Below are 14,556 nucleotides of genomic sequence, written 5' to 3'. Positions count from 1 at the left end.
ATAAACAGGAGGATCTGAAATGAAAGATCACAGAAAAGAAAGAGCAGAAGCAAGAAAAAAAGCAGAAAAACTGGTATCACAGATGACGCTTCTGGAGAAGGCTTCCCAGTTAAAATACGATGCTGCTCCCGTGAAAAGACTGGGTGTTCCGGCATACAATTACTGGAATGAAGCACTGCATGGAGTGGCCAGAGCAGGTGTGGCAACCATGTTCCCACAGGCAATTGCGATGGCTGCAGTATTTGACGATGAAGAGATGAAAAAAGTTGGCGATATCATTGCAACTGAGGGAAGAGCAAAATACAATGCATATTCTGCAAAAGAAGACAGAGATATTTACAAGGGTCTTACTTTCTGGTCCCCCAATGTAAACATTTTCAGAGATCCGAGATGGGGCAGAGGGCATGAAACCTATGGTGAGGATCCATATCTGACGTCCAGACTTGGCGTGAAATTCGTAGAAGGAATCCAGGGTGACGGACCTGTAATGAAAGCGGCAGCATGTGCAAAGCATTATGCAGTGCACAGCGGTCCGGAATCGCTCAGACATGAATTTGATGCACAGGCAAGCATGAAGGATATGTGGGAAACATATCTTCCGGCTTTTGAAGCGCTTGTAACAGAAGCGGATGTTGAGGCTGTAATGGGTGCTTATAACAGGACAAACGGAGAACCCTGCTGTGCACATAAATATCTTATGGAAGATGTCCTGAGAGGAAAATGGAAATTCGAAGGTCATTATACTTCTGACTGCTGGGCAATCCGTGACTTTCATGAACATCACATGGTAACTTCCACACCAAGACAGTCCGCTGCTATGGCATTAAATGCAGGCTGTGACCTGAACTGTGGAAATACCTATCTTCATATGATGGGAGCTTATCAGGATGGACTGGTAACAGAAGAAAAAATTACAGAATCCGCAGTAAGACTGCTGACAACCAGATATCTGCTGGGCCTGTTTGACGGAAGTGAATATGATAAGATACCGTATAGTGTGGTAGAGTGCAAAGAGCACATTGATGAAGCTCTTAAGATGGCAAGAAAGAGCTGCGTACTTCTGAAGAATGATGGAGTTCTTCCGATTGATAAAACAAAAGTAAATACTATTGGTGTCATCGGCCCGAATGCAGACAGCCGTGCAGCTCTTATTGGAAATTATCATGGAACATCTTCAGAATATATTACTGTTCTTGAAGGAATCCGTGAAGAAGCAGGTGACGATGTCAAGGATCCTTTACTCTCAGGGATGTGATTTATATAAAGACAAAGTTGAAAATCTGGCATGGGATCAGGACAGAATTTCTGAGGCAGTAATTACAGCTGAAAACAGCGATGTAGTCATACTCTGCGTAGGTCTTAATGAGACTCTGGAGGGAGAAGAAGGAGATACCGGAAACAGTGATGCATCCGGGGACAAAGTTGATCTTCATCTTCCGAAAGTACAGGAAGAACTGATCGAGAAAGTAACAGCAGTAGGAAAACCTACCATCGTAGTTCTGATGGCAGGAAGTGCGATTGACCTGAATTATGCGCAGGATAACTGTAATGGAATCCTTCTTGCATGGTATCCGGGAGCAAGAGGCGGACGTGCAATAGCAGATCTTCTCTTCGGAAAAGAATCTCCATCAGGAAAACTTCCGATAACCTTCTATAAAGACCTGGAAGGAATGCCGGAATTTACAGATTACTCTATGAAAAACAGAACTTACCGTTATATGGAAAAAGAGGCACTTTATCCATTTGGATACGGACTTACATACAGTGATACCTGCGTAACAGAAGCAGAGGTTGTCGGTGAAGTATCAGCAGAGTCCGATATCATGTTAAAAGCAACTGTTAAGAACAATGGAACAGTAGATACAGATGAAGTTGTTCAGGTGTATATCAAAGACCTTGATTCTCCGCTTGCAGTTCGTAACTACAGTCTCTGCGGATTTAAGAGAGTATCTCTGAAAGCGGGAGAAGAGAAATCTGTAGAATTTACAATTTCTAATAAAGCAATGAATATAGTTGATGAAGATGGAAATCGTTACATCGCAGGAAAACATTTCCGTTTATTTGCAGGAGTATCCCAGCCGGATACAAGAAGTGCAGAACTGACAGGACATAAGCCTGCTGAGATAGAAATTGCACTTTAACCGAACGGAGTAAGTATTCTGTTTCAATTGCGAAAAGTAACATAAAATAAAAACCATATTATATATGGACAGGAGGAACACAGACATGAAAAACAAAATTAAAAAAATATTACTTCTTGGAATGACAGCCATGTTTACTGCCGGTGCAGCAGGCACAGCAGTTATATCCTGTCCTGTATGGGCAGATGAAGCAGAACAAAACTCTGAGAACTGCAGAAGAGCCAAAAGCAGAAGATGCAGCTGTGGAAGAAAAAATTGCTGATCAGACAGATGATAAAACAGAAAATACAGATTTAAAAACTGTAGAACATCCAAGAATGTCTGCCTATTCCATTCGCAGATTTTCCATTGTAAAGGACGGCGAAGAAGTATTTCAGATCAAACAGGAACCGGCAGATTATAAGATGGATTTCGACTACTGGGAAATTACCAATCCGTATGATGAGACTGCAACAGTAAACACAGAGAATATGTATGAAATGTTTGGAGTGCTGGCTGCTTTTGATCTCAGCAACGGCGTCGATGCAGCAAATACAGATACCGGACTGGATAATACAAAGACATATTTTACAGTAGATTTTGTAAATACAGTTAACGATGACACAGCAAAAGAAACACAGGATGCAGATGCAACAGCAACGATCCTTATCGGAAATACAGATGAGAATGGTGACTATTATGCATGTGTAAAAGGATACGAAGAGGCTGTTTATATGCTTTCAAAAGAGTCGGTGAACAGTCTTCTGGAACTGAAACCATTTAATTTGATTCTGAAGATTCCGGCATTGGTAAATATTGATACACTTGACAGTGTGGATATGAGCATTGGAAAGAAAACCTATACCATGAAGCTGGACGGCAGCGATTATAAATTTGGAAAGAAAACTGTAAAGAAGGAGAAATTTACTGAATTGTATCAGGCACTTCAAAGTATAATGCTTGATTCGGAAGTTGAAGAAACAAAAGATGCAGCAGATAAGGAAGAAGTGCTGACTGTAACATTCCACAGAAACACAGAAGAAGCTCCGGAAGTAACTCTGAAATATTTTGCATATGATGATACTTATGATAGTCTGGAAATCAATGGAACCGAGAGATTTCTTGTGAAAGCGGAAGATGTGGATGCACTGGTAAAACAGATTAAAAAAGCGTTTTAATCGAATAAATTGTGGAACAGTTATTTGGTTACGGGTAAGTGGAGAAGCGGATGATTTTATCTGATTGATTAAAGAGATATAGATATTGCAAACAGTAAAAACGGATTGCGAAGTTCACGTTGAACGGCAATCCGTTTTTGCGTTATATTTTAAATTTTTTATGGATTTGTTAATTGTAAACAGTGATTATTCTCCCTGATAGTTGAACCAGTCAAAGTCAGCATAATTAGTACTTGGCTGATGGTTGGAACTTGTATACATACCGATGTATGTTCCGGTAAATCCGTTATTTACTACAGAACTTAACAGAGAAGCATCCAGCCCTCTGACAAGCGGGAGCATTTCCTGATCTGTGTATCCGTAATAGAAGTCATAATCAGTAGTATTACCCTGAACACTGAGGTAGAGGCGTTTTACATCTTTGATCTCAGTTTCTGCAAGCAAAGATTTTGTACCATTTTCTGTTTGGTAAGCCTGAAGGAATGGCTTTCCGTCTTTCTGAACTAATACCATAAGATAATGGAAACGGTCATCCTGTACAAGAGCAATTCCGGCCTCTTCATTCTCGTTTGCAGGAGTAAATTCCATAGCTGTTTTTGCCAGGAATACTTTGTGACGTTGTCTGCGTCCTATGAAAGAAGGAAGACAGATTTCGTTCAGAACTTCTTTTCTTGTATACAGACGCAGATATCCGAAGCGGTCTGTCAGAGAATAAATTTGTTTAACTGGCGGATGAATGGTATTCCACTGCATCTGCAGAGTATCACATTCGAAGTTATCAGATTCAGGCATTAATGGATAAATGGTCTTAGGTAGATCCGGAAGACGGTCTTCTGTCTGGACAAGTCCTGTTTCGTTATCAACCATAGGCCATCCGTCCTCGGCCCATATAATTGGAACCATAAAGGTCTCGCGGCCAAGATTATAATGTCCTCCTTCATATGGACGCACAGCCAGAAGGACCATCCACCATTCACCATTCTGAGTTTCTACGATATCAGCATGTCCTGTAACAGAAATCGGGTTCAACAGAGGCATGTGTCTGTGACTAACAATCGGATTTCTCGGGCAGATTTCGTAATCTCCCTGAATTGTACGGCAGCGGGCCATCTGTACACTGTGATTTACGAAAGTACCACCTTCTGCAACAAGGAGATAATACCATCCGTCCTTCTTGTAAATATGCGGAGCCTCAATCCATTTACTGCGTGTTTTTACACCATCCCAGATAATGTAACGAGGTCCCTTGAACTGGAAGGTTTCCGGATCAAGCTCGTTCAGATAGATACCATGATGTCCTTCATAAAGGCAGTCAGGACTGATGTAGTTGCCTACATACCACAGAGAACCGTCATCATCAAAGAAAAGACTGGAGTCGATGCCGTCTGCACCTTTTACAACAATCGGATTACTCCACGGGCCGGCAGGATTTTTTGCTGTAATAATATAATTGTCACGGTCTGCTTCACGTCCTGCAGATACGAAAGTGTTAATGATGTAATAAGTTCCGTTATGATAACGGATACTTGGTGCCCATAATCCCTCAGAAGTTTCGCAGTTCTTATAGTCAAGCTGCTCAGGTCTGTGAATCCCATGACCAATCTGTTCCCAGTGAACCAGATCCTTACTGTGGAAAATCGGCAGTCCCGGATAATAAACAAATGAAGAAGTAACCATATAATAATCATCTCCTACCCGGCAGATAGAAGGGTCAGGATAAAAACCGGGAAGAAGCGGATTGTGATATGTATTTTGAAGCATAAAAAGAACCTCCTTAAAAAAACTATAATCATTTTAACTATAGGGCAAAATTATAATAAGTAAAATAGAAATAAGTTTCTATCTGATGGAAAAAACAGCACAGTTTTTGCTGTTTAACCGAATCAAGTAAGTCCCCTGCGGAGGTTACAAAAAGCAATAAGCAGTGGGTGGGGACCTTAACCAAATTATACCAAAATTATCCAAATAAAATCATGGATTTTTTTCAGAAAACGTAGTATAGTAACAATAGCTGATAATAAGTTACTGAGAACAGAGTGAACAGTAACGATGATATATCACAGTATATTGAAAATAATAACAGAGAGCAGGTGACAGAATTTGGAAAAAGTGATAATCATAGGTGCCGGACCTGCAGGAATTTCCGCTGCGCTTTATGCAGTTCGTGGAAATCTGGATCCCCTGGTGATCAATAATGGGATCGGTGCTTTGGAAAAAGCAGAGAAAATAGAAAACTATTACGGACTGGAGCATCCGCTGTCCGGTCAGGAATTATATGATACAGGAATTGCTCAGGCGAAAGCACTGGGCGTACGAATATTGGATGCACAGGTTCTGGGAGTCGGCGGGTTTGATACCTTTGTGGTAAAAACTACAGAAGGTGAATTCGAGACTCAGAGTCTGATCCTTGCAACAGGAAGCAAGCGTGCTGCACCGAAGATTCCGGGTGTTAAAGAATTTGAGGGAAAAGGTGTCAGTTACTGTGCAATCTGCGATGCTTTCTTTTACAGAGGCAAGGATGTGGCAGTTCTGGGAAATGGTGATTTCGCCATGCATGAAGCAAAGGAATTGTCCAATACTGCTTCTACAGTAACCATTTACACAAACGGAGAAGAACCGGAATTTACACCTGAAGAGAATATCAGTGTAAACACAATGAAGATCCAGTCTGTAGAGGGTGATGATCTGGTATCCGGAATCCGTCTTGCACCTGATGTGCAGGCGGAGGAAATAAATGCAGAAGCAGGTCAGCAGGCAAATGATTTCTGTCCTGCAGATGGTGTATTTATCGCAATGGGAACTGCAGGCAGTACTGAGATTGCCCGCCAGATGGGAGCCGAACTTACGGAAAAAGGCAACATTAAAGTTAATGAAAATATGGAAACAACCATCCCAGGACTCTATGCGGCAGGTGACTGTACAGGTGGACTTCTTCAGGTGGCGAAAGCTGTCTATGAGGGAGCACAGGCTGGTATTAATGCAGGAAAGTATGTAAGAGCTTTAAAATAAAAACTGAAAATTTAACAGAGTTATAGTGCTGATATTATAAAATCAGAGAACTTACATTGTAAATTTTTATAAAGAATAAGCAAAGGAGATATGAATTATGGCAAGAGAGATTACAACAGCAAATTTTGAAACAGAAGTATTAAAATCTGAGAAACCGGTTCTTATAGATTTCTGGGCAACATGGTGTGGTCCATGTATGCGTCAGGGTCCGGTTGTGGAAGAACTGGCAGAAGAGGGATACGCAGTGGGAAAAGTAGATGTAGATCAGAATATGGCACTTGCACAGCAGTTTCGTGTAGTCAGTATTCCGACACTGATCCTGTTCAAAGATGGTGCGGAAGTGAAACGCTTCGTAGGTCTTACTTCAAAAGAAGAGCTGAAGAGTGCACTGGAAGGCTAAGGTTTTATGAAGATTCTATTAGCGGCATGCAATGCCAAATATATTCATTCCAATCTTGCTGTTTATGATCTGCAGGCATATGCATCCGATTACGCAGATCATATTGTATTAAAGGAATATACCATCAACCAGCAGAAAGATGATATCATGCGCGATATTTATCTGGAACATCCTGATGTGGTATGCGTGTCCTGTTATATCTGGAACATTTCTTTTGTAAAAGAACTGATGGCAGATCTGATAAAGATTCTTCCGGGCGCCGACTTCTGGGCCGGCGGTCCGGAAGTTTCTTATGATGCGGAGAAATTCCTGACAGAAAACTCAGAATTTAAAGGTGTTATGGTCGGAGAAGGTGAAGAAACATTTAAAGAACTTGCCGGATATTATGTGGAAAAAAATCCGCAGAACCTGAAAGATATGACAGGAATCTGTTACAAAGACGGAGATCGGATCATACATAATGGATGGCGCCAGATCATGGACTTAAGCAGTATTCCATTTATTTACAAAGATCTGTCCGAGTTTAAGAACAGGATCATTTATTATGAAAGCAGCAGAGGATGTCCCTTCTCCTGCAGTTACTGTCTTTCTTCTATTGATAAGAAACTGCGTTTCAGAGATACAGAGACAGTAAAGAAGGAGCTGCAGTTTTTTATAGACAATAAGGTTCCGCAGGTAAAGTTTGTAGACCGTACCTTTAACTGTAAACATGATCATGCAATGGCAATCTGGAAGTATATTAATGAACACGATAATGGTGTGACAAACTTCCACTTCGAGATTTCAGCAGATTTGTTAAGAGAAGAGGAACTGCAGGAAATGTCCACTATGCGTCCGGGTCTGATTCAGCTGGAGATCGGAGTACAGTCAACAAATCCGGATACGATTAAGGCAATTCACAGAACTATGGACTTTGAAAAACTGAAAGGAATCGTTGACAGAATCCACAGCTTTGGAAATATCCACCAGCATCTGGATTTGATCGCGGGACTTCCCTATGAAGATTATGACAGCTTCCGGCATTCTTTTAATGATGTTTATGCACTGAAACCACAGCAGCTTCAGCTGGGTTTTTTGAAGGTGTTAAAGGGTTCCAACATGATGGAGATGTGCAGGGAATATGATATTGTATACAAAACACAGGAGCCTTATGAGGTACTTTCCACGAAGTGGCTGGATTATGACCATGTTTTGAAGCTGAAAACTGTGGAAAATATGGTGGAAGTGTATTATAATAGTGGACAATTCCAGAATACACTTGAATATCTGGAAAACTTTTTTCCGGATGCTTTCTCGATTTATGAGAGACTGGGCAGCTTTTACATGGAAAAGGGTTATGGTGATGTTTCTCATACAAGAATGCGAAGATATGAGATCCTGCTGGAATTTCTTGAAGATGTGCCGGAGATTTCCATGGATCAGGTAAAAGACCAGATGATATATGATCTCTATCTGAGAGAAAACCTGAAAAGCCGTCCTGGCTTTGCCAGAGACCAGAAGCCTTTTGAGAGACAGATATGGGACTTCAGAAAACGGGAAAAAGTGGCAAAGAATGCACATGTGGAAGTATTTGCAGATGGAACAGTACTGCTGTTTAACTATGCAGACCGTGATCCGCTGACTAACAACGCTCATGTGACAGATGTGACGAAAGATGTGTTTGAGAACCTGAACAGAGATTAGAGAGGTGAAGAGAAATGGGAATGTTTAATCCAAAGAACCGTAAAGTGATCACAGCGATTATTGCGATCATCCTGGTGCTGGCAATGGTAGTGCCGACAGTTCTGTCTCTGATCGTATAATAAATTTTCGGAGGAAAAGAATGAGACTGGGACAGGCGGCAATGGAGGCTCTGAGGGCAGAAATAACCGGATGCCTGAAACCGGGAGATGAACTGGTAGTGGCATGTCCGGTGGCTCTGAAAGGAACCTCTGTAATAGCAAAAAATAAAAAGGACAAACTGGCAGAGAGATTCTCTGCCGGTTTTATTCAGAATTGCATTTCACTCCGGGATGCTTATGGAGCCGGCAGTATTGTCTGGAAAATTGCGCAGGAGGCAGATGCCAGCGCATTATATGCTATGGGTGAGGGCGGCTTTTTAAGTGCGCTCTGGAAGATGGCAGAAGCTTCAGAAGTAGGACTGGAAGCAGATTTCCGTAAGGTACCGATTCGTCAGGAGACCATAGAAGTGTGCGAGATTTTTGACCTGAATCCATATAAGCTTCAGGCAGATGGAGCAGTATTGATTGGAATCCGCGGAGGTGAAGCACTGGTACAGAGACTTCGCAATGAGGGATTTATGGCAGAGGTCATCGGTCAGACAAACAGTGGCAATGACCGGCTTCTCTACAGCGGTGGCTGTGCCCGATATCTGGAACGTCCGGCAGAGGATGAACTGCAGAAAATTTAAGAGACGATTTTCTAAAAAAGACAGACGATTAATAACAAGAGGAATAAAAACAAAATGGCAAAATTAAATATTGTACTTCATGAGCCGGAGATTCCTGCAAACACAGGAAATATCGGCCGTACCTGTGTGGCAACAGGAACCAGACTTCATCTTATTGAGCCTCTGGGATTTTCCTTAAGTGAGAAAGCCTTAAAGAGAGCAGGAATGGATTACTGGAAAGATCTGGATGTAACTACATATCTGGACTTTGAGGACTTTCTGGAGAAGAATCCCGGGGCAAAGATTTATTATGCAACAACAAAAGCACCTCAGACTTATACAGATGTTCATTATGAAGAAGACTGTTACATTATGTTTGGAAAAGAGAGTGCAGGAATCCCGGAGGACATTCTGGTCAATAATCAGGAAACCTGCGTAAGGATTCCTATGATCGGAGATATCCGTTCTCTGAACCTGAGCAATTCTGTAGCAATCGTTCTGTACGAGGCACTGCGCCAGAATAATTTTGACCACATGAATCTGGAAGGACACCTGAGAAACTACGACTGGAAATAATCACAGTAAGCAGACAGGAGGAGTTATATGCCAAATACCACAAAAGCAGCTCTGGAAGAATCCCTGAAACGGCTTCTTCTGAAGAAACCTCTGGACAAGATCACGATAACAGATATTACCACAGACTGCGGAATAAGCCGCATGGCTTTTTATTATCATTTCAAGGATATTTATGATCTGGTTGAATGGTCCTGTGTGGAAGATGGGACAAAAGCTCTGCAGGGTAAAAAGACTTCTGAGTCCTGGACAGAAGGGCTGACCCAGATATTTGAGGCAGTGCTGGAAAACAAACCGTTTATTATGAATGTTTACAGAAATGTGGACAGGGAGCGGATAGAAAATTACCTTTTTAAATTAACCTATGATCTGATCGTGGGTGTGGTGGAAGAAAAAAGCAAGGGTCTGAATATCACAGAAGAGGATAAGAAATTTATTGCAGACTTCTATAAATATGGTTTTGTGGGAATCATGCTTGAGTGGATCAGGGAAGGAATGAAAGAAAATATTGAAGATCTGGTAAGAATGATGGATCTGACGCTTCACGATACAGTGACTACATCCATTCATAACTTTCAGAAAAATAATATGGAAAAATAATCATATAAAAATTCTTTACAAAAGCCGCAGGGTGATAAAAAACTTATCATTCGGCGGCTTTTGTAAATTGTAGAATCATATTTTAACTGTTAATATACAGCCATAGCAACAAACAAATCATTCAGACGGATGAAATGCTTATGATATGGGAAACATACAGATAAGAATGTAAAAGTCATGAAGATGTCTTGACGGGAAATGGGTAAAGCAGAGAGAACGAAAAGCATTTAAAATCACAGAGCTGAAAGAACTTCTAAAGAAGAATTGAAGAAAGGTGGATGTGTATTATGAGTAAAAATAAAGGTTTAGGACTTGTATCCGCATTGGCAGTTGGAGCAGGCGTGGCAGCAGTGGCAGCAGGAAAGAAGTATAAAACAGCTGAGACAAAGAAAAAAGAAGATTATGACGCACTTCATAATACAAGTGAATATCGCAATACAGAACGTGGAAAATATGAGAAAAACAGTAAGGGAATTTATTATACAAACGGTAACTATGAAGCATTTGCACGTCCAAGAAAGCCGGAAGGCGTAGATGATAAACATGCTTATATCGTAGGAAGCGGACTGGCTTCTCTTGCAGCAGCCTGTTTCCTTGTACGTGACGGACAGATGCCCGGAAAGAATATCCACATTCTGGAAGCAATGGATATTGCAGGCGGTGCATGTGACGGTATCTTTGATCCGAGCCGCGGATATGTGATGCGTGGGGGACGTGAGATGGAAAACCATTTCGAGTGCTTATGGGATCTTTTCAGAAGTATTCCATCCATTGAAACACCTGGTGTATCTGTACTTGATGAATATTACTGGCTGAATAAGGAAGACCCCAACTATTCTCTCTGTCGTGCAACAAAAGAGAGAGGCAAGGATGCTCATACAGACGGTAAATTCAATCTGAGCCAGAAGGGCTGCATGGAGATCATGAAGCTGTTCATGACAAAGGATGAAGATCTTTATGATAAGACAATTGAAGATGTATTTGACGATGAAGTATTTGATTCCACATTCTGGTTATACTGGAGAACCATGTTCGCATTTGAGAACTGGCACAGTGCACTGGAAATGAAACTGTACTTCCAGAGATTTATCCATCACATTTCCGGACTTCCGGATTTCAGTGCCCTGAAATTTACTAAATACAATCAGTATGAATCTCTGATTCTGCCAATGCAGAAATATCTGGAAGAAGCAGGCGTTGAATTCCAGTTCAATACAGAGGTTACAAACGTACTCTTTGAGTTTGAAGGCAATAAGAAGATTGCAAAAGCAATCGAGTGTAAGGTGAATGGCGTAGAAAAGGGAATTGTTCTTACAGAAAACGACTTTGTATTTGTGACAAACGGAAGCTGTACAGAGGGAACCATCTATGGCGATCAGAATCATGCACCGAACGGAGATGCAGAAGTTCGTACAAGTGGATGCTGGAGTCTCTGGAAAAATATCGCAAAACAGGATCCGTCCTTCGGACATCCTGAGAAATTCTGTTCTGATATTGCTAAGACAAATTGGGAGTCAGCAACAGTGACTACTCTGGATGATAAGATCATTCCTTATATTACAGATATCTGCAAACGTGACCCGAGAACAGGCAAGGTTGTTACAGGCGGTATTGTAAGCTGTCAGGATTCCAGCTGGTTATTAAGCTGGACGATCAACAGACAGGGACAGTTCAAGGATCAGGACAAAGACAAGGTTTGTGTATGGGTATATGGTCTGTTTACAGATGTACCTGGTGATTATATCAAGAAGCCTATGAAGGAGTGTACAGGTAAGGAAATCACAGAAGAGTGGCTCTATCATCTTGGCGTTCCGGTTGACCAGATTGAAGACATGGCTGAGAACAGTGCAGTTTGTGTACCGACCATGATGCCTTATATTACAGCATTCTTTATGCCGAGAACAAAGGGTGACAGACCTGATGTTATTCCGGATGGCTGTGTAAACTTTGCATTCCTCGGACAGTTTGCCGATACACCAAGAGATACTGTATTTACTACTGAATATTCCGTAAGAACTGCTATGGAGGCTGTATATGGACTTCTTGGTGTTGACAGAGGTGTGCCGGAAGTATGGGGCAGTGTTTATGATATCAGAGAATTACTGGATAGCAGTGTGAAGCTGATGGATGGAAAATCTCCACTGGAGATCGAACTTCCGGGACCACTGGATATGCTGAAGAAACCGCTTTTGAAAGCTATTAAGGGAACTGTGATCGAGAAAGTACTCAGAGATCATGATGTGATCAAAGATTATATGATGTAAATATAGAGATGTAAGTGATATGAAAAGGCTGCAGGAGATATCCGGCAGCCTTTTTGTAAAGCCGTTAAAAGTTGATGGAAAGTTGCTTTGGTAAAGAAAAAACAGGTTGCAAATTAAAAAGACAGATGATAATATATAATGAAATATATAGAAAAAAATGATTGGGACAATAAAAAGTCTGAAAAAACAAGTAAATATGATAATATATTGGAAGTTTTACTGTAATAATGAATGTGTGGCGCAGGAGGGCTTTCAAGGGAGCGAAGGGAGGTTTTTTTATGGAACTTGAGATGTATCGCAGGTATTCGCAGATGGCAAGAGGTATTGAGAAGGCTGAGTTGGTGTTTAAAAATGGGCGTGTGTTCAGCTCTGGTACAGGAGAATTTATTGATGGTGATGTGGCTGTTGCAGATGGAATTGTGATCGGAGTCGGTACATATGAAGGAGAGACAGAGATTGATCTGGAAGGAAAAGTAATCTGTCCGGGATTTATCGACAGTCATCTGCATCTGGAATCTACTCTGGTGACGCCGGGTGAGCTGGTCCGGCAGGCTGCACAGTGTGGAACTACAACATTTATTGTAGATCCTCATGAGTCTGCAAATGTATCCGGTACGGATGGAATTGATTATATCCTGGATCAGACAGAAGATGCACCGGCGAATGTATATGTGATGATGCCTTCCTGTGTTCCGGCGACTCATGTGGATGATAACGGGTGTATTCTTACAGCGGGAAAGATGAAGGGATATCTAGAACATCCGAGGATTCTGGGACTGGGTGAAGTGATGGATGCGCCTTCTGTGATTAACGGAAGTGTTGCCATGCATGAAAAGCTCCAGCTGTTTCAGGACAGAGTGAAGGATGGCCATGCACCGTTTCTGGCACCTGGGGATCTGGCTGCATATGTACTTGGCGGAATTGACACAGATCATGAGTGTGTGGATTATGAGTATGCAATGGCTGAGGCAAGAAATGGAATGCAGGTATTGATACGTGAGGGAAGTGCAGCAAGAAATCTGGATGCTATTGTGAAGGGGATTGTGGAACACCATACAGATACGTCAGGTTTCTGCTTCTGTACTGATGATAAGCATATCGAAGAAATCCGTAAAGAGGGGCATATCAATTATAATGTGAAGCGGGCTGTACAGCTTGGACTTCCGGTTGAGAAAGCACTGCAGATGGCAACGATCCAGCCTGCAAGATGTTATGGTTTATACAGACTTGGAATGATCGCACCCGGAAGACAGGCAGATTTTGTCATTCTGGATAATGTGGCAGATCTGAATGTTGTAGATGTATATCATTGTGGTAAGAAGATCATTAAAGATGAGAAAGCAGAATTGAAACCATGTCCTCCATATCTGAAAAATACAGTTCATGTATCAGGTTTCAGTGAGGAACGTCTAAAACTGAAACATCCGGGAACAAAGGCAAGAGTGATTCAGATGCTTGAGAAACAGATTGTGACAAAAGATGTTCTGGAAGAGGTTCCATGGATAGAATCGGATGGTGAGAAATATTTTGCTCCGGACGGAGAATATCAGAAGATTGCAGTGATCGAGCGTCATAAGAATACGGGCAAGATGGGAGTGGGCATTGTAAAAGGCTATGGAATCCACGGCGGAGCTATTGCTTCCAGTGTTTCCCATGATTCCCACAATATTATTGTAGTAGGAGATAATGATCGTGATATGGCTGTTGCTGTAAAAGAAATGATACGGACGCAGGGTGGTTATACTCTGGTATGCAACGGAGAGATTTATGGAACCTTACCACTTCCTGTCATGGGACTGATGAGCGATGCCGGCTACGAGAGTGTAAACGGAGCACTTGCAAAAATGATTCCGAAGGCCCATGAGATGGGAGTGAAAGAAGGATTTGATCCGTTTATCACCCTGTCATTTATGGCACTGCCTGTGATTCCTGAAATCAGGATCACACCGAGAGGAATCTATCTCGTAAATGAAGACAGAATGCTGAGAACACCGTTTAGTTAAGGTGGGTGAAATGTCCTAAA

Annotated in this window: 11 protein-coding genes and 1 pseudogene; 11 read left to right on the top strand and 1 reads right to left on the bottom strand. The window is 41.7% G+C overall.

Features of this window, described 5'->3' with window-relative positions; translation table 11 throughout:
* Window positions 1-19 precede the first annotated feature (19 nt).
* From AC075L_RS13460 to AC075L_RS13450, 3 genes and pseudogenes are all read left to right on the top strand, one after another.
* Window positions 20-2,141 (top strand): annotated as a pseudogene (locus AC075L_RS13460) (glycoside hydrolase family 3 C-terminal domain-containing protein).
* Between the two features lie 85 nt (window positions 2,142-2,226).
* Entirely contained in the window at window positions 2,227-2,403 is a 177-nt protein-coding gene (locus tag AC075L_RS13455; RefSeq protein ID WP_476387799.1) for a hypothetical protein, read from the top strand.
* Window positions 2,384-3,298 (top strand): hypothetical protein, encoded by a 915-nt coding sequence (locus AC075L_RS13450; RefSeq protein WP_476387798.1) that lies wholly within the window; start codon window positions 2,384-2,386, stop codon window positions 3,296-3,298. The genes AC075L_RS13455 and AC075L_RS13450 overlap by 20 nt, the downstream gene beginning before the upstream one ends.
* Window positions 3,299-3,484: 186 nt before the next feature.
* On the opposite strand, the gene AC075L_RS13445 is transcribed toward AC075L_RS13450, so the two are convergent.
* Window positions 3,485-5,059: a glycoside hydrolase family 43 protein gene (locus tag AC075L_RS13445; RefSeq protein ID WP_118408779.1), complete on the bottom strand. Its 1,575-nt coding sequence runs from the start codon at window positions 5,057-5,059 to the stop codon at window positions 3,485-3,487.
* A gap of 339 nt (window positions 5,060-5,398) precedes the next feature.
* On the opposite strand from AC075L_RS13445, the gene AC075L_RS13440 reads away from it, so the two are divergent.
* From AC075L_RS13440 to ade, 8 genes are all read left to right on the top strand, one after another.
* Window positions 5,399-6,307, top strand: coding sequence for an NAD(P)/FAD-dependent oxidoreductase (locus AC075L_RS13440; protein WP_118408777.1), 909 nt, complete (start codon window positions 5,399-5,401; stop codon window positions 6,305-6,307).
* 97 nt (window positions 6,308-6,404) lie between these two features.
* The gene (gene trxA / locus AC075L_RS13435; protein WP_118408775.1) at window positions 6,405-6,707 is read left to right on the top strand and encodes a thioredoxin; all 303 of its coding nucleotides are present in this window, start codon (window positions 6,405-6,407) and stop codon (window positions 6,705-6,707) included.
* Between the two features lie 6 nt (window positions 6,708-6,713).
* On the top strand, window positions 6,714-8,390 hold the full coding sequence (locus tag AC075L_RS13430; protein ID WP_118408773.1) for a B12-binding domain-containing radical SAM protein: 1,677 nt from the start codon (window positions 6,714-6,716) through the stop codon (window positions 8,388-8,390).
* Between the two features lie 139 nt (window positions 8,391-8,529).
* Window positions 8,530-9,117 (top strand): AIR synthase-related protein, encoded by a 588-nt coding sequence (locus AC075L_RS13425; protein ID WP_118408771.1) that lies wholly within the window; start codon window positions 8,530-8,532, stop codon window positions 9,115-9,117.
* A 54-nt stretch (window positions 9,118-9,171) separates the two neighbouring features.
* Window positions 9,172-9,672, top strand: a complete 501-nt coding sequence (locus AC075L_RS13420) for a tRNA (cytidine(34)-2'-O)-methyltransferase (protein WP_008705660.1) — start codon at window positions 9,172-9,174, stop codon at window positions 9,670-9,672.
* A 27-nt stretch (window positions 9,673-9,699) separates the two neighbouring features.
* Entirely contained in the window at window positions 9,700-10,269 is a 570-nt protein-coding gene (locus AC075L_RS13415) for a TetR/AcrR family transcriptional regulator (protein ID WP_022380387.1), read from the top strand.
* 287 nt (window positions 10,270-10,556) lie between these two features.
* Complete coding sequence (locus AC075L_RS13410; RefSeq protein WP_182465585.1) at window positions 10,557-12,533, top strand: oleate hydratase; 1,977 nt, start codon at window positions 10,557-10,559, stop codon at window positions 12,531-12,533.
* A gap of 278 nt (window positions 12,534-12,811) precedes the next feature.
* Complete coding sequence (gene ade, locus AC075L_RS13405; protein WP_118408769.1) at window positions 12,812-14,536, top strand: adenine deaminase; 1,725 nt, start codon at window positions 12,812-12,814, stop codon at window positions 14,534-14,536.
* Window positions 14,537-14,556 lie beyond the last annotated feature (20 nt).

This window comes from Blautia sp. ZXY-1-B12 (assembly GCF_056339915.1).
Note: the sequence above shows the minus strand (reverse complement) of the source record. Positions and strands in the feature narration are given on the sequence as shown.